9 protein-coding genes are annotated in these 15,221 nt (G+C 57.8%); 3 read left to right on the forward strand and 6 right to left on the reverse strand.

Annotation, left to right across the window (positions count from 1 at the left end; genetic code table 11):
* Nucleotides 1-14 precede the first annotated feature (14 nt).
* Nucleotides 15-596 carry a hypothetical protein gene (locus V8J88_RS05615; RefSeq protein ID WP_338848322.1) on the reverse strand — a complete coding sequence of 194 codons (582 nt, stop codon included), beginning with the start codon at nt 594-596 and terminating at the stop codon, nt 15-17.
* A 496-nt stretch (nt 597-1,092) separates the two neighbouring features.
* On the opposite strand from V8J88_RS05615, the gene V8J88_RS05620 reads away from it, so the two are divergent.
* Complete coding sequence (locus tag V8J88_RS05620; RefSeq protein ID WP_338848324.1) at nt 1,093-3,285, forward strand: M4 family metallopeptidase; 2,193 nt, start codon at nt 1,093-1,095, stop codon at nt 3,283-3,285.
* Nucleotides 3,286-3,479: 194 nt separating this feature from the next.
* Here the strand turns inward: V8J88_RS05620 and V8J88_RS05625 are convergent, their stop codons facing one another.
* The 5 genes from V8J88_RS05625 to V8J88_RS05645 all read right to left on the reverse strand — a co-directional run bounded on the left by V8J88_RS05625 (nt 3,480) and on the right by V8J88_RS05645 (nt 12,371).
* The gene (locus V8J88_RS05625; protein WP_338848326.1) at nt 3,480-6,761 is read right to left on the reverse strand and encodes a metallophosphoesterase; all 3,282 of its coding nucleotides are present in this window, start codon (nt 6,759-6,761) and stop codon (nt 3,480-3,482) included.
* 314 nt (nt 6,762-7,075) lie between these two features.
* Complete coding sequence (locus tag V8J88_RS05630) at nt 7,076-8,410, reverse strand: glycosyl hydrolase family 18 protein (RefSeq protein ID WP_338848328.1); 1,335 nt, start codon at nt 8,408-8,410, stop codon at nt 7,076-7,078.
* 329 nt (nt 8,411-8,739) lie between these two features.
* The gene (locus V8J88_RS05635) at nt 8,740-9,324 is read right to left on the reverse strand and encodes a hypothetical protein (protein WP_338848329.1); all 585 of its coding nucleotides are present in this window, start codon (nt 9,322-9,324) and stop codon (nt 8,740-8,742) included.
* Between the two features lie 117 nt (nt 9,325-9,441).
* Nucleotides 9,442-11,670 (reverse strand): glycosyl hydrolase, encoded by a 2,229-nt coding sequence (locus V8J88_RS05640; protein ID WP_338848331.1) that lies wholly within the window; start codon nt 11,668-11,670, stop codon nt 9,442-9,444.
* Nucleotides 11,671-11,708: 38 nt separating this feature from the next.
* Nucleotides 11,709-12,371: a putative glycoside hydrolase gene (locus V8J88_RS05645; RefSeq protein WP_338848332.1), complete on the reverse strand. Its 663-nt coding sequence runs from the start codon at nt 12,369-12,371 to the stop codon at nt 11,709-11,711.
* Nucleotides 12,372-12,684: 313 nt separating this feature from the next.
* Here V8J88_RS05645 and V8J88_RS05650 point away from each other — a divergent pair, with 313 nt between their 5' ends.
* Both V8J88_RS05650 and V8J88_RS05655 read left to right on the forward strand, forming a co-directional pair.
* Nucleotides 12,685-13,725 (forward strand): substrate-binding domain-containing protein, encoded by a 1,041-nt coding sequence (locus tag V8J88_RS05650; protein ID WP_338848334.1) that lies wholly within the window; start codon nt 12,685-12,687, stop codon nt 13,723-13,725.
* A 236-nt stretch (nt 13,726-13,961) separates the two neighbouring features.
* Nucleotides 13,962-15,212 (forward strand): extracellular solute-binding protein, encoded by a 1,251-nt coding sequence (locus tag V8J88_RS05655; protein WP_338848336.1) that lies wholly within the window; start codon nt 13,962-13,964, stop codon nt 15,210-15,212.
* Nucleotides 15,213-15,221: the final 9 nt, after the last annotated feature.

Below are 15,221 nucleotides of genomic sequence, written 5' to 3' on the forward strand. Positions count from 1 at the left end.
CTGCCGCCGGCGCTTTAACCGACTTGCGTCCTGAGATCGGTGAAATGGCGGCGCAGATAATGCGGTGTGTTATTGATCGACACCTCGTATTTGCGACCATCCCACAGGTTTTCACTGGTCATTTTGGGATTGGTTTTGAGTTCTGATCTGCTGGTTTTGCTTTCGCGTTTGTAATCAACCTGCGGGGTGACATCCCTGCCGCGACTGACAAAGGTCAGCACCGTGTTGCCATAACCACGCACCAGGCCGGCAATATCGTAAGCCTCGATCGCCGCATTCGGGTAGTTGCCTTGCGAACCAAAACCCAGCGCCTGGGCGATGACCTTGGGATTATGATTCGTGTTAAAGCCGACAATCGTTAAACGGTCTGCTTTGCGCGCACCCAAGCGATTGAGCATTCTTTGAATCACTTTTTTAGTGCCTTTTTGCTGGGTTGCCACAGTTGTTGCCTGATCTATCGTGAAGTGCCCCCCAATCATCGTGTCCCCAACCGTGATCACGACGGCAGTACAGGTGGACATATTCGGGAAAGTCAGAATCGTATCTTCATCGACATGTTCTTCCATCAACAGGGTCGCAGTTCTTACCAGAGGCATATGTTTCTCCAAGCGTTTTTTGCAATGCGGCAAGTATATGCGGCGTCCCAGCCGGCAGGCGCTTACAAAGCATGACAAGTGATTACCGGCGATGACAGCGCCGGCATGCTTTGTCAGGCTTGGCGGCGCGCCGGGATGCGGCGACGCCATGCCGGCATTCTGATGGGACGGAAAGTTGGGACACAGCGGCGGGGCAGAAAAACGGGGCAGAAATACAGAACAGAAATGCGCACAGGGATGCAGCAAACAACATGTATATGCACGTTGCCTTGACGCCTGTAAGCAATGGCTTGCCGAGCAAAAAATGCGCCAAATGATAATTGATGTGATTTATTTGATTGCAAAAAAATATCAAAAAATTCCCAAATGGCTAAGAAAATGCGTTTAAATACTGCCTGTCGGAAATTAATTTCCGGACGCACACTTTTCGCTCAGTGCTGTTTTCCGTGCAAAAAAGCCGTGCGCACAAAAAAATCAATCATGGAGACCCTTGAAGATGAATCGCCGTCACAGCGCATTGCCGCTTCCGCTTTCCTGCCTTGCCTTAGCCATCCTCCACATCCTTACCTTCAGCCAAAGCGCCTCTGCTGCTGACCTGGTGGCGCCAGCTGATCCACACGCCAGCGCGGCCAAAGAACAGCAGCGCAAACATGTGCTGGCCGGGCCGCAGGATGCAAAAAAACAAGCCCTGGCGCAGCAATTTGCGCGTGAACATCTGCAGCAGCTGTTGGCGCACAAGGGCAATGCCGGCGACGATGTGCAAGTGTTGCGCAGCTTCAGCGACGCGCGCGGGCGCGTGTTTGTGCATGTGCAGCACACTCAGGGCGGGATTCCGGTGTGGGGTTCGCAAGCGATTGTTGAAATGGAAAGCGATGGCATGCTGGCGCATGTGGTGGACGATGTGAAGCCGCAAGTCAATCGCGGCTTCGCCAAGGCCAGCCTGCAAGCATCGGTGACGGCGGAAAACGCCAACGCCCTGGCGCAAGCCGCCGCCGGGATGAGCGCGCGCCAGATGACCGCGCCAGCCCGGAGTGACTTATGGCTGTTGCGTGATGACAGCGGGCGCGACCGCCTGGCCTGGCGCGTTGCCCTGCGGCGCGAAGATGGCGGTAAAGACACCACCATGCCGGTGGTCTTTATTGACGCGCACAGCGGCGCCACGCTGTGGAAGTATGACAATCTGCAAACCGCCAGCGTGGCTGTGAGCGGGGTTTCCAATTACGAAGGGACACTCAGCCTGACAGGCTTTCAGAGCGGTTCCACCTATTATCTGGAAGATGTCGGCCGCAAACTCGGCACATTTAACTATAACAACACCACTTCGTCCTTGTCGCGCGTCAGCAGCAGCAGCGCTGACTTTAACAGCACCGTACACAAAGCGGCAGTGGACGCCCACTATGGCGCGGTGAAGACTTATGACTATTTCAAAAACGTGCATGGCCGCAATGGAATTGACGGCAATGGCGGCCCCGGCAGCACCATGTCGATTGACGGCGTGACCAGTTTGATCGGCTCGCGCGTGCATTATTCGACGCGCTACAACAACGCGTTTTGGAACGGCTCTTACATGACCTATGGCGATGGCGACGGCACGACTTTCGGCCCGCTCACCTCGCTCGACATTGCCGGCCATGAAATGACGCATGGCATCACCGAGCGCACTGCCGGCCTGGTGTATTCCGGCGAATCCGGCGCCTTGAATGAATCCATGTCGGATGTGTTCGGCGCCTTGGTCGAACGTTACGCCAAGGGCGAAAGCGCAGCCACCTGGAAAATCGGCGAACAGGTGTATACCCCGGCCAATGGCACAGGGGACGCCTTGCGCTATATGGACAATCCGCATCTGGCCAGCAATAACGGATTTACCGCCGATGACGACCCCGACCACTACAGTGAGCGCTACACCGGCACGGCGGACAATGGCGGGGTGCACATCAATTCCGGCATCGCGAATAAAGCGTTTCATCTGGTGGCCAAGGGCGGCAGCCACCATCTGGGCGGCACGATGACCGGCATAGGCGCGGATGACGCCGCCAAAATCTGGTACAAGGCGCTCACCACCTATATGACCTCCAGCACCAATTTCGCCGGCGCCCGCAGCGCTACGCTGAATGCCGCGACTGCGCTGTTTGGCGCAACGAGCGCGCAATACAATGCGGTGTGCAATGCCTGGAACATGGTCGGGGTGGGCGCTTCCTGCAATGTCGTGCCCAATCCCAACCCCGGCACGGATCTGCTCAGCAATGGCGGCTTTGAAACCGCGATTACGCCCTGGATCATGTCCGGCACAGGCGCTTTTTATATTGCGAATGGCAATTATCCGCAAGCCGGCACGGGTTACGCCTATTTCGGCAACGCCAACAGTGTGACGGGACAAACCTATCAGCAAGTCACGCTGCCAGCCGGCAGCAATCTGAACTTCAGCTATTACCTGAACGTCAGCTCGGCGGAAACCACCACCACCACGCAATACGATAAATTGTTTGTCGAGGTGCGTGACACATCAGGTGTTTTGCTGGCGACCCTGGCCACCTACAGCAATTTGAATAAGGCTGCGACAGGGGCGTACAGTCTGAAGAGCCACAGCCTGGGAGCTTACGCAGGCCGCACCATCCGTCTGCAGTTCAGAACCACGACGGATTCCAGCAATATCACCACTTTCCGGGTGGATACGGCGGCGGTGAAATAAGGCGGGGCAGGCAGCGGCCTTGTTTGCGCGCAGGAGCTTGGCGCCGCGAACAAGGCCGCAGGGAAATCATGCAGCGACATTGCTGGCGGGTAGGAGCGGCTTTAGCCGCGAAAACCGGCGGTGGCGCTGCGCAGAAGCTGATTTGTGAGCAAGGGGTTAAACCCCTCCTGCCAAGCAAGCCGCAGCAGCTGTCTTTAGGCGCCCGCGCCAAAGCGGCGGCGTAGTTTTTGTGTCACTTCATCGCCTATCCCCATTTTTTCCGCCTTATCCAACAGATCCAGCGCTTCTTCTCGCTGCCCCAGCTTCGCCAGGGTTTTGGCTTGATCACAGTAAAACGCAGGATTTCGGCTACCCGCCGCAATCTTGCCTTGCCGCAAATCCTGTGCGCCGGGGATATCGCCTGATCGTTCCAGCGCATTGGCGTAAACAGCCTCGCAAATGTCATCGCTGATGCCACGCGCGCGCGCCAAATCCAGCACCATGAGCGCGGCGCGCGCATCGCCTTGGCCCAGCCAGGCTTTGGCTTGATCGCAGTAATCCGCAGGATGCGTGCTGCCAGCATCAATCCGCTGTTGCCGTTGCGCTTGCGCTTCTTGCCAGTGCCCGGTTGCTTGCAGAATACTGCTTTCGATCGCGTGGGTTTTAGCGTCAGTGCAATCTCGCCGGCGTGCTTCTTGCAAGAGCGCCAGCGCCGCTTCGCTCTTGCCTTCAGCATGCAGGGCGCGCGCTTCGTCGTTATAAAAAGTTGCATGTTTTGAGCCGGCATTGATTTGCTGCCTGCGCAACTGCCGTGCTTGTTCCGCTTGCCCGGTAGCGCTCAGGCAATCGGCTTTCACCGCTAGCACATGTTGATCTATCCCCTGCGGATATTCCCGCTCCAGCTTTTCTATCTCATCCAAAAATGCCTGCGCCCCCGCCGCCCCCTGCGCCAGCAGGGCGCGGCCCAGATTAGTCCAAAGAGGCGGAAAATCTTTTTGAATCTCACAGGCTTTTTTGAAGCAGTGCAATGCATCTGCACTGTCCCAGCCATCGTTTTTCACGTGGCATTCGCCCAAAAAGCGCCAGGCGCGTGCTTCATCGGGGTCCAGATGCAGCCAATATTCCAGCACCCGCATTTGTTCTTTGCGCGGCGCGCGGGATTGATATAAATGCGTGTATAAATTTCTAATTTTCCGCAAAGCCCAATCCAGCTTGCCGCTTAATAATTCCACGGCAATGCCATGAATGCGCTCACTATCATTGGCTGCCACCAGGTGGTAAAACGCCTCCAGCGCACGCGCAATGTTTAATTGGGTGCGCCGTTTGCCGCCGCCCAATTGCTTCAACCAGCATTCGGCCACCGCCAGATGGCGCTCGCGCAACATTGCTTGTTTTTCCAGCGCCAAGCCATGCGCCAATACCCCTGCGCCCGCTTCGCCGCCGGCAGCATAGCCTTGCAAGGTGCGCAGCCACTCGGCAATAAAACCGTGCAAATAAAACGCATGTCCGTCCGGGCTGCTGCTGAGCAGCATGCGCTGGTGCAAGCCATCCCAGCCGCCGCTTAAGTCCAGGCGTGCTTCCAGCCAGTCTGCATGGTCATGCGGAATTTCGCTGCGGTAGAGCGCCAGGGTTTGAATCAAAATCTGCTCGTTATTACTTAACACATTGTGAAACAAATCGTTGAGCAATTTGCCTTCCAGCGCCTCTTGCAAATCACTGCTGTGCGTATCCAGCACCTGTTCAGGGCTTTTGCCGCTGCCGCGCGCCACTTGCACCAGCAGGCTCAAGGTTAAGGGGTGTGCGGTTTTACCATTGCCCGCGCCAATCCAGCCATAGATGCGCCTGAGCTTATCGCCCTTGTATTCCCATTGTGCGCCGGGCGGCGCGAGTGCGGCCAGCATGGCCCCGGTGGCTTCGCGGTCCAAACCCGGCACTTCGATGGCGTAGGCGGCGCTGCCCAGCAAGCCGGCGTCAGGCCGCTCGCGCAATTCCAGCACCAGCGGCAGCCGTGCGCCATAGGCTTGCTGCAAACCGGATAAAAAATGACGCATAGACAGGTCTTTAAACGCGGCGCCATTGGCTTGCAAGAGCAAATGCGCACGATCTAAGTGCAGCCAGAACGGGGTGGGATTCGGGTATTTCTTTTGCAGCTCGGCGCTAATCTGCCGGGCGTCGCCAGTGGGCGCTTGCGGATGTTCGCTTTGCTCGCCCAAAGACCAGGCAATCGCGCGGAATATATCGTTCGGGCTGGAATCGGCATGCAGCATCAATCGTAAGCCTGGCTTGCCGGCTAAAGGCGCTTGCTGGGCCAAGGCATCCAGCAAGGCGCTTTTGCCATTGCCGCGCATGCCGTACAGCAGCAAGACCGGGCGCTCTTTGAGTTTGGCGGCGCATTCGCGCAACAGTTTTTCGCGCCCAAACAGGGGGCCGGTCGCCGGGGGCGGCGTAGTCCTATTTTCTGTCCCTTGTTCTGGCTTGGGGGCGTTTGTTTGTACGGATGTGAACCAGTCAAGCTCGCGCATACGCAACGGCACATCAAACCCCCACACCCCATCTTCCGCATGCTGCGCCACCGGGTGTGTGAGCCAGCCTTGGCGGAATTGGAATAAATGCGCCGAGCCTTGTTGCGCGCCGTTCTGGAGTTGCACAAAGTTGATCCCAAATTCATCTTCCGTCCCCGCGCCTAAAGCCCCGGCGCCGATGCGCACATGATTCGTCTGCGCTTCCACCCAGGTATTGTGCATATGGCCAAACAGCCAGAAATCAAAATCGCTGGCAATCCTTACTTTGGCTTCTTCTCGCTCGGCTTCGCACAGCCAGTCCAGCGGGTGGTGGATTAAGCCGATGCGCATATCCACATCTTGCAAAGCCGTCTGTGCGCGGTTGAATTGCCATTGGGCGCCGAGCCAGAGGTGGCGGTCATCTTCATCGCCGGCGCAAGACCAGGCGGAATTAAAGCCGGCCACGCCGATTTTCAAACCGTCAATCTCCAGTTTGCTCTGGTAAATGCAGCGTCCCTCTTTATCGTGCTGGTGCGGTAAAAAATCGGCGATGAAGTCGGCATACGCTTGCAGCCGCTTCATGGCGTTGAGAAAGGGATTCGGTTTTTGCTCCAGGCGTTGATTGATGCGGCCAACATTATTGCGCGAATCCTGCGCCATGGCATGCAGCGCGCTTTGCGCATCTTCATCGAGCTGGCTGCGGTCAATATCATGATTGCCCGGCACCAGAAACAGCCGGCTTTTATCCAGCTTGCACAAGCTCAGCAATTCAGTAAAAAACTCCCTGGCTTGCGCATATTGTTCAGCTAAAGGGTGTTCTTTCGTGGCGCCGAAGGCGATATCGCCGGTGCAGAAAATCAGATCCGGGCGCGGCAACTTCTTCGCCTCAAAACGCTTTTGCAAAAAACTCAGCAACTCGCGGCGGGGGCGCGCATCGCGCCATGCGTCTTTTGCATGAAAATGAATGTCTGACAAATGCAACCAGTGAAGCGCCATATCACACCACCTTGAATGCTTGCTCGGGAACAGGCATTTTATCACCGCGTTTCGGGCTGTCCTGTTTTGCGCATTCTGGTTTGATGCGACAGATTGGCTGCCTGGGGCGCCGATGATTGATGACTGTTCCACCAGATGGCGCTCAAACCACTTGATCACCTCAGCCCCTCAGCAGCATGCCGGCGCTAATCAGGGGGAAGAATTTTTTCATCATTGGCGCAAGAATCCCGCTTGCAAACCTCAATCCTGCAGACCGGGCAGGCGCAGCCAAGCTCTGCTGCCGCCTGCGCGCCCCCGGTCCGATGTGGCTTGGCTTATTTCAAACAGTTCGGCGCCACTTTCACGCCCGGCCAGATCGACTGCAAATAGCTGGCCGAATTTTTATTCAAATTGAAGATCATGAAGCCGCCATTGAATTGATTCGCGCTCAGGCAGGCATTCAGATTTTTTGCGCTGGCGCCGGAAGTCAGCACGGTCGAGGCGCCCACGCCCAGCTTGGCCTTGGGCACGCCTTTGCCGACATAAGAATTGAGCCGGTTTTGACAATTGCCGCTGGAGTAGCTCATTTCCTGGCCATAGGTCAGCAAATCGCCCAGGCGTTTGTTGTTATATACCGGATCAAAATTGCTCAAGTCGGCAAACAGTGCTTTGGAGATGATTTTATCGCCCAGCTCCTGGCGCAAGGCGTAGCTGACTTTGACCAGCGAATCATTGTAGTGCGCCTGGCAGGCGTCGTATTCATCGTCGATGTCAATGCCGTCGAGTTGATAGCGCGCCACCGCCGCCGCCACTTCTTTGGCGAAGGCGCTGGCGCTGGTGGCGTCGGCAAAGCAAGACCAGCCAGCGTTTTGATGGTTGTTCAAAATGCTTAACACTACCTTGATGCCGCGTTTTTGCAAATTGCGCACGATGCCGATATTGTTTTCCAGCAGATCTGTGGTTTGCGGGTTGGTGGTGAGGGCCGCCTTGCCGTTCACAAAGCCGATATTCGCCGCGAAAATGGTGGCGATTTGAAACAGCGGGTCGCCATTCGGTTTATTGAAGCAGCCGGCATTGCCCAGATTGTGATCATTGACTTCAACATAGGCGGTGTTTTCGGCGCGTTTGCACAAGGCGCTGTTGAGTTCGCGCGCATCGTTTTGCTGCAGCGTGCAATTGCCGCCGCTGCCGCTCAAGGATGCCTGTTGCGACAGCCGCGCCACGTCTTGCGCGCCCAGCATGGCGCAATAGCGCTTTTTGTCCGCCGCCACATCGGCGTAGCTGAGACCGACATAGTTGCCGGGACAGGTTTTGGCTTTCACATATTGCACTTGTGGCGGCGGCGTCGGGGTTTGCGTGTCGGCGCATAAAATCGAACCAAGATTGCGGCTGTCGCTGGCTTTGATGCCGCAGCCGTAGCCGCTGCCATCCATCGAGCCGCCATTGGCGATGCGCACAATGCTCCACTTGCCCAAGACTTTGCAATATTCGGTTTTATTTTGTTGCGCTTGCGCATAGCTGACCACGCTTGAGCCAGCCGGGCAGCTCTGGCCATTGACTTCGCTGACGCCGGCTTGCGCCGGACTCGCCGCGAGCGCCAGGGCGCAAGCAGTCCAGATGCCGATGGCGCCGTTCAGGGACAGGGGCTTATGGTAAACATGCGATTTCATGGGTTTCCTTTGTATGCTGAATAAAGTGAAAAGATGCAATGGCAAAGCGGCGGCGCAATCTCAGACGCCGCAAGCGGGCGTGATCTGGCTGGGAAGGTGAGACGGGCGGGCGGCTTTTGGCTGGTTGCAGGATTCAGCCGGCGCCGGGATGCAGCGATGCAGGCGCGTTTGCGGCAGAACGGGCCAGACTATACGGCGCCAAGCCGGGGCGGCATGCTGAAAAACCGTGAAGTGCGCTGATATTTACCGATTTTGTCTTATTTTTGCATCAGGGCGGACGCTTGATTGCGCTGAGCGCTGCAATCAACCGTCCCTGTGACAGACTGCCCTTAACCGACCAGCGCCGCCAGATTGGTGAAATGCTGGCGCAAATAATGCGGGGTATTGTTGATGGTCACCACGCTCTTGCGGCCATCGAACAAATTATCTTTTGTGGCCTTGGGATTATCCGCAGTTTCTTCGCGCACAGTTTTGGAAGTCCGTTTGTAATCCACCGAGGGCTGGGCGCCATCGCCGCTATGTTCAAACGTAATCATGATGTCCTCGCGGTAATTGCTCACCAGATTGGAGATATCGAAAGCCTCCAGGCTGGCGCGCGCATAATCGCCTTTGCTGCCAAAACCCAGCGCCTGCGCCAGCAGGGCGGGATTGTGGTTGACATTAAAGCCGACTATCAGAAGCCGATCCGGGATGCGGGCGCCCAGTTTGTCTTTCAGGCGCTGCACCAGTTTTTTAGTGTGCGGCTTGAGCGAATCCACATCTTTGGCGCGGTCGGCGGTAAAGTGGGCGCCAAGCAGGGTGGCGCCGGCCACCATCACCACGGCGGTACAGGTTGACATGCCGGGAAAACACAAATTTTTATCTTCCCCGACTCCTTCTTCTTTAATGACGGTCGCATTTCTGACTACGGGCATGGCGCTCTCCTTTGAAGGTGGGTAAGGCTGCGGCAAACGTTCAGTATATACCCGCAAAATGGCGGCGCCACTGAATGAAATTGCATGCTGACCCCGCTTGCCAAGCCCGTCCCCAACTTATTGACTTGCCAGCGCCAAGGCGCCCGGCTTGAGCGTCAAACTTTGCCCATCGCTAAAGCGCACCGTTTTTTGCTGCGCCTGCGGATTCCAGGCAAGATATGTGCGCTTGCCGTCGGCGCGTTTGAGCACCGCAGCCCACAGGCTGTCGGCCTGTACGCTGAAATCCGGCGTGCCCCACTGCTTGAAACACTGAATCCAGTGGTATGTGTGGCTTACCGTCTCGCCCAGTTCGACCATGCCTTGCGCATCCCAGGCCCGCTCTGCCGCCTGCGGATCGGCCAGCGCCAGATAGCCTTCCAGAATGTCTTGCCAGATTTGCGCCGGCGCATATTCAGCACGCTCGATTTGCCGGTATTTGGCGTATTCGGCGTCGATGATGTTGCGGTGCCGTTTCACGTAATCAGCATGCTTGCCCAGATACAGCGAGGCGGCTGTCAGGGGCAGGAAATTGATGCCGGCGATTTCGCGCGGGTCTTCGGTAAACCAGGTGGTGTGCGCCAGTTTGCCGCCCCACACAATGCCGGCATTCATGTTTTGATATGCTGGCGGGAAACTCAGTTTGTGCAGGTCAAACCAATAATATTCCGCCGCCGCGATTTCACTGGCGTACAGAAACAGGCCGGCCTCGCGCACCGCTTTGTCGCCGCGCACCTGTCCCCACAAGGTGACCCCGGCCCAGGCGTGAATCGCCTCCGAGCTGGATTCCTGATTATTGCCCTCGAAAAAGGGCGCGCTGCCGCTGGCCCAGGAATGGCCTTCCCAGGCGTCGAAATGACGCAGGAAGGGGAATTGCGCGTCGCCGCGCTGCGGATTGGCGATATCGCGCACCAGCAAATCCACCATGCCGCCCCAGGTTTTGGCCCAGGCCGGATCGCGCAGGCCGACTTGCGCCGCCGCGTAAATCCAATACCCGTAATGAAAATGATGGTCGTTTAATTCCAGCGCGCTGCCATATTCATCCGGGTAGCCGATCAGCGTGCCGAGTTTGGCGTGGTAATAGAAATAACCAGGCCCATCGCCGCGAAACCAGCTTTCCATGCGCCGCTTGAGCGTCGCTAACAGGGCGTCGCGCGTGGCCTTGTCGCCGGCTTGCTCTGCCACCGCCATCAGCTGCGCGGCGCGGCCTAAGCCCTTGCCCTGCCAGTATGTGCCGGCGCCGGGTGCGGCCAGCAGGGCATCGGCCCCGCCGGCCATGTCTTTGGCGATCAGCTGGCGCAATTGCTGCTGCGCAGGGCCATCTGGCAGGGCCGGCAAAAACGGCAGCAGGCCGGGCAGGGCGCGTTTCACGCTGAAGCTGTGCGCGGCAATCAAGCGCAGCGGCCCGCGCACGCTGGCGTACTGTCCCGGCAACAGGTCCAGCGCCGGATTTTGGTGGTAATGATGCGGATACAGCGCCAGCAGGGGACGTAACTCGGTTCCGGCCAGGGCTTCGGTTTGCAGCGCATATCCGGTCAGCACACTGGCCTGGGCTTGATCCACTTGCCAACTGATGCGGCTGTCGCGGATGCGCACAAAAGCATGTTTGGTAAACAGCGCCAGCGTCGCCGCATCCTGCTGCGGCAGCACGGCCAGCGAGATGAAGCGGCGCGCAGCGGGCAGGCTGATTTCAATCTGCCGGCTGACGGGGTTTTCCTGCCAGCTGGCGCCATCCGGCAGATTCAGCAACCAGGGCGCGCCCTGCAGGGTCAGACCAAGGCGCTGCGGCTCGCGCAAAAATATCTCAGCCTTGCCCTGCATGTGCAAATCCAGGCGCGTGTGCCGGCTTTGCACCAGCAACACCGGGTTGCCGTGCGCCAAACTGACTTGCAGCATGTCTGGCCCGTTTTGCGCTGACAGCTCCAGCTCCAGCGCCCAATCGCTGCTGTGCGTCACCACAGCGCGCCGCCAGGCGCTGCCCGGGGTGCTGATGCGCCATGCGGCTTCATGCAAAAAGTTGACATCGATTTCGCCCCGGCTGGGAATGCTTTGCTTTTGCAGTTGCGGCATGCCGACTTCCAAGCCTTCATCATCGGCATGCACTGTCAGAGGCAGCGCATACAAGGGCTGGCTGCGCGCGCCAAACAGGCTGCCGGCGTACCAACTGTTGGAGGGGACGGGGCCGTGGCCGCGCCAGCCGGGGGCCGGCGGCGCTTCGCGTTCGCCACCGGGGCGCAGAGTGTGCGCCGCGCGCCACGGCGGAGTATCGGCGGGCGCTGCGGCATGGGCGGGCAGGTTCATTATCGTCATCCAGGTCGCCAAAAATAAAATCCATCGCCAAGCCATGATCAGGCGCAGGCTTTGCGCGCGTCCGCATCCTTGGCCGCCCCGCGCACATAGCGCACATTGGCAAAGCTCATGGAAAACTTGGCGGTGGTGTAAAACAGGAATGGCGTATTCACTGAGGTGAATTTGGCCCCGCTTTTGGCAAAGCAGGAGAGCGGGATTTTAACCGTGGCTTTTTGATTCAAGGGCAGCGCTTTGAAAATTTCCTGCGCCTCGATCACGCCCAGGCAAGGGTAGCGGCAATCCACGCGGATGGTGACAGAGTCCTGCGGTGCGCTGTGCACCACCGTGTCAAACACCAGGGCGCTGTCTTCATCCAGCCAATCGGCCAGATCCTGGGTCGATTTGGCTTGCACATACAGCTGGCCGATACCGCCATTCCAGCTGACTTTGCGGCCATCGCCCGGCGCATTGATTTGCGTGCTCTCGGCCTTGATCGAACCGATATTCAAACTTTCGCCATCCGGCAGCGGATAAGCCCAATTCGTCGGCGAGCCTAAAAACATGGTGTAGGGGCTGGCGGTTTTGCCATTAAACACCACCCATTCCTGGGTTTGGGCCGGATTCGGCGCGGCGTCTGCCGCCAGTGCGGCCACAGGCGTGGCCAGCAGCATGCTGCTGCACAAGAGTTGCAAAAAAAGCGGGCGATAAGTGGAAATATGCATGGTGTTCTCCTTGGTCCTGGAATGAATTGCGCTGTACCTGGCCTGGCGCGGTTTATCAATCTGTCGCGGCGACGGGCGATAAACCGCCTGGCCGGCACGCCGCAGCGTGTTGGCAGAGCTTTGTTACAGATTGAATTGCGCCAGTCTGCGTTTGCAATGGATTTTTGAAAGCGCTTTCAGTAGTATATGCACTAATTCCTGCCGCCGCAAGCGTTCCACTCCGTCAATTTCATGCAGCCAGTCTGCAGGGCGCCGGCAGGGCAAGGCGAAACAAGGTAAAGTATGACGGCGCTTTCACTTAACAGGATAAGCAATGCGAAAAGAACAGCGAACAGAGCAGCAAGACCCGGGCGAATCCACCGTCACCCTGGAAATGGTGGCCAAGGAAGCCGGTGTTTCCCCCAGCACCGTGTCGCGCATCTTGAACGGCACCGCCAAGGTGTCGGAAGACAAGCGGCGCGCGGTGGAGGCGGCGATAGCGCGCACCCATTTCCAGCCCAACGCCATGGCGCGCGGTCTGGCCAAGGGGCGCACCATGAGCATAGGTGTGCTAACCCAGTTCATTGATTCGCCGTTTTATGGCGAAGCCTTACGCGGAGTGGAAGACGCCTTGGCCGCGTCTTCCTTTATTCCGCTGTTCGTCTCGGGACATTGGAATTTAAAGGACGAGGTGGACCGCATGAGCCTGCTCTTGGGGCGGCGGGTGGATGGCGTGATTATCCTGACCGGGCGCTTGAGCGATGCGCAACTCATTGAATATGCACAAAAAACGCCGATAGTGATCACCGGGCGGCAGTTGCAGGCCCCGAATCTGCTGAGTATGGCGGTGGATGATTTCCAGGGCGGCTACACCGCCACCAAACACTTGATTGACTACGGCCATACGCGCATCGCCTATATCAGCGGGCCGGCGGATCACCCGGACGCCTTGGAGCGCCTGCGCGGCTACAAGGCGGCGATGGAAGAGGCCGGTTTGCAAGTCGATAGCGACTTGATTGCGCAGGCCGATTTCCACGAGTCCGGCGGGGCGATGGCGATTACCCAGCTGATCAATTCGCGCCGCGATTTCACTGCCGTGTTTGCCGCAAACGATCAAATGGCGTATGGCGCGCGACTGGCGCTGTACCGCTTGAATTTACGCGTGCCGGATGATATTTCGCTGATCGGCTTTGATGATTTGCCGACTTCCCTGTACGCCACCCCGCCCTTGAGCACCATCCGCCAGCCGGTGTATGAGATCGGCAAGTGCGCTGCGCAAGCGATGCTGTGCCTGATCGAAGGCCGTCCCTATGAGGGCAGCTTGCCGCCGCTGGAATTGCTGATACGTGAGACCACCCGCAGATTGCGCAGATAAAGGGACAGGCGCGCGGCCAAAGCCGCGCCGCCCTTGCATGAAAGCAAGCGGCGCCTGCATCCGCTTGCCCCGCAATCTGCCTTTGCCTCTGCCTTTGCCGCTGCATCAGCCAGCGCGCGCCGCCAAAATTTCCCGCAAATGTAAAAAAATGTGTTGACACCCCGCTTTGCGGGTTTATAATTTGCTCAGTTTTGAAAGCGCTTTCAAGAAGGCGCAAAACCCACCAAGGTGACTGAATGAATAAGAGAAGACAGATTATCCTGGCGGCGCTGGCTGGCGCTGTCATTGCCGCGCCGGCGCAAGCTGAGCAAATCACATTGACCGTGGCGGCTTTTCCGGCGGTGGATCAAATCGTCAAGGCGGCTGTGCCGGCCTGGAAGAAATTGCATCCGGAGATCGATATCAAAGTGGTCAGCCGCGAATATGCCGATCATCACAACGCGATGACCCTGGCCCTGGCCACCGGCAATAATCATGCCGATGTGATGGCGGTCGAGCTGGGCTTTTTAGGCCGCTTTGCCGAAGGCGGCGGGCTGGAAGATTTGTACAAGGCGCCGTATCAGGCGAAAAACCTGGTCGCGAAGTTTGAACCCTGGACCATCCCGCAAGCCACTTCCAACAGCGGCGAATTGGCCGCAATTCCGACGGATATCGGCCCCGGCACGCTGTTTTACCGCCATGATATCGTCAGTAAAGCCGGCGTCACGGCGCCGGATTTAACCCGCTCCTGGGACAGTTTTATTGAAGCAGGCAAGCGCATTAAAGCCGCCACCGGGGTGTATCTGGTGGCGCATGCGCGCGATATCACGGAAATCATGATCCGCTCGAATTTGAAAGACGGCGAGGGGATTTATTTTGACAAAGATAATAATGTGCTGGTCGAAACGCCGCGTTTTGTGCATGCCTTCCGCTTGGCCAAAGCTGCGCGCGAAGCGAAAATCGACGCCAAAATCAATGCCTGGAGCAATGAATGGACCGAGAGTTTTAAACGCGGCACGGTCGCCACGCAAATGATGGGCGCATGGCTGGGCGGTCATCTGGCGAATACTTTCGCGCCCGCAGCCAAGGGTTTATGGCGGGTGGCGGATCTGCCGGCGGGCGCGTATGCCTCCTGGGGCGGGACGTTTTATGCGATTCCGAAAAAAGCCAAAAACAAGGCGGCAGCCTGGGAATTTATCAAATTCATGACCTTGCAAAAGGATAATCAAATCGCCGCCTTTAAAAACCATGACGCCTTCCCGGCGCTGGTAGAAGCGCAAAGCGACGCCTTTTTCGAGCAGCCGCTGGCCTATTTCGGCGAGCAGAAAGCGCGCCTGATCTGGCGCGAAGCCAGCCGCCGCACGCGTGCGATTGATGTGAATAAATATGACCCGCTGGCCGCCGAAATCATCAATACTGAACTCGATAAAGTCTTGGATCAGGGCAAGGATGTGGCGCAAGCGCTGGCTGACGCTAAAAAATTGATTGTCAAACGCGCACGCCGTTAAGTCTTGCGC

Origin of the sequence: Massilia sp. W12, assembly GCF_037300705.1 — a bacterium.
Classification (GTDB): domain Bacteria; phylum Pseudomonadota; class Gammaproteobacteria; order Burkholderiales; family Burkholderiaceae_D; genus JACPVY01.

What these genes read in the sequence shown, in the direction of transcription:
- V8J88_RS05615 (WP_338848322.1), bottom strand. Translation starts at nt 596, where the DNA reads ATGCCTCTGGTAAGAACTGCGACCCTGTTGATGGAAGAACATGTCGAT.
- V8J88_RS05620 (WP_338848324.1), top strand. Translation starts at nt 1,093, where the DNA reads ATGAATCGCCGTCACAGCGCATTGCCGCTTCCGCTTTCCTGCCTTGCC.
- V8J88_RS05625 (WP_338848326.1), bottom strand. Translation starts at nt 6,761, where the DNA reads ATGGCGCTTCACTGGTTGCATTTGTCAGACATTCATTTTCATGCAAAA.
- V8J88_RS05630 (WP_338848328.1), bottom strand. Translation starts at nt 8,410, where the DNA reads ATGAAATCGCATGTTTACCATAAGCCCCTGTCCCTGAACGGCGCCATC.
- V8J88_RS05635 (WP_338848329.1), bottom strand. Translation starts at nt 9,324, where the DNA reads ATGCCCGTAGTCAGAAATGCGACCGTCATTAAAGAAGAAGGAGTCGGG.
- V8J88_RS05640 (WP_338848331.1), bottom strand. Translation starts at nt 11,670, where the DNA reads ATGACGATAATGAACCTGCCCGCCCATGCCGCAGCGCCCGCCGATACT.
- V8J88_RS05645 (WP_338848332.1), bottom strand. Translation starts at nt 12,371, where the DNA reads ATGCATATTTCCACTTATCGCCCGCTTTTTTTGCAACTCTTGTGCAGC.
- V8J88_RS05650 (WP_338848334.1), top strand. Translation starts at nt 12,685, where the DNA reads ATGCGAAAAGAACAGCGAACAGAGCAGCAAGACCCGGGCGAATCCACC.
- V8J88_RS05655 (WP_338848336.1), top strand. Translation starts at nt 13,962, where the DNA reads ATGAATAAGAGAAGACAGATTATCCTGGCGGCGCTGGCTGGCGCTGTC.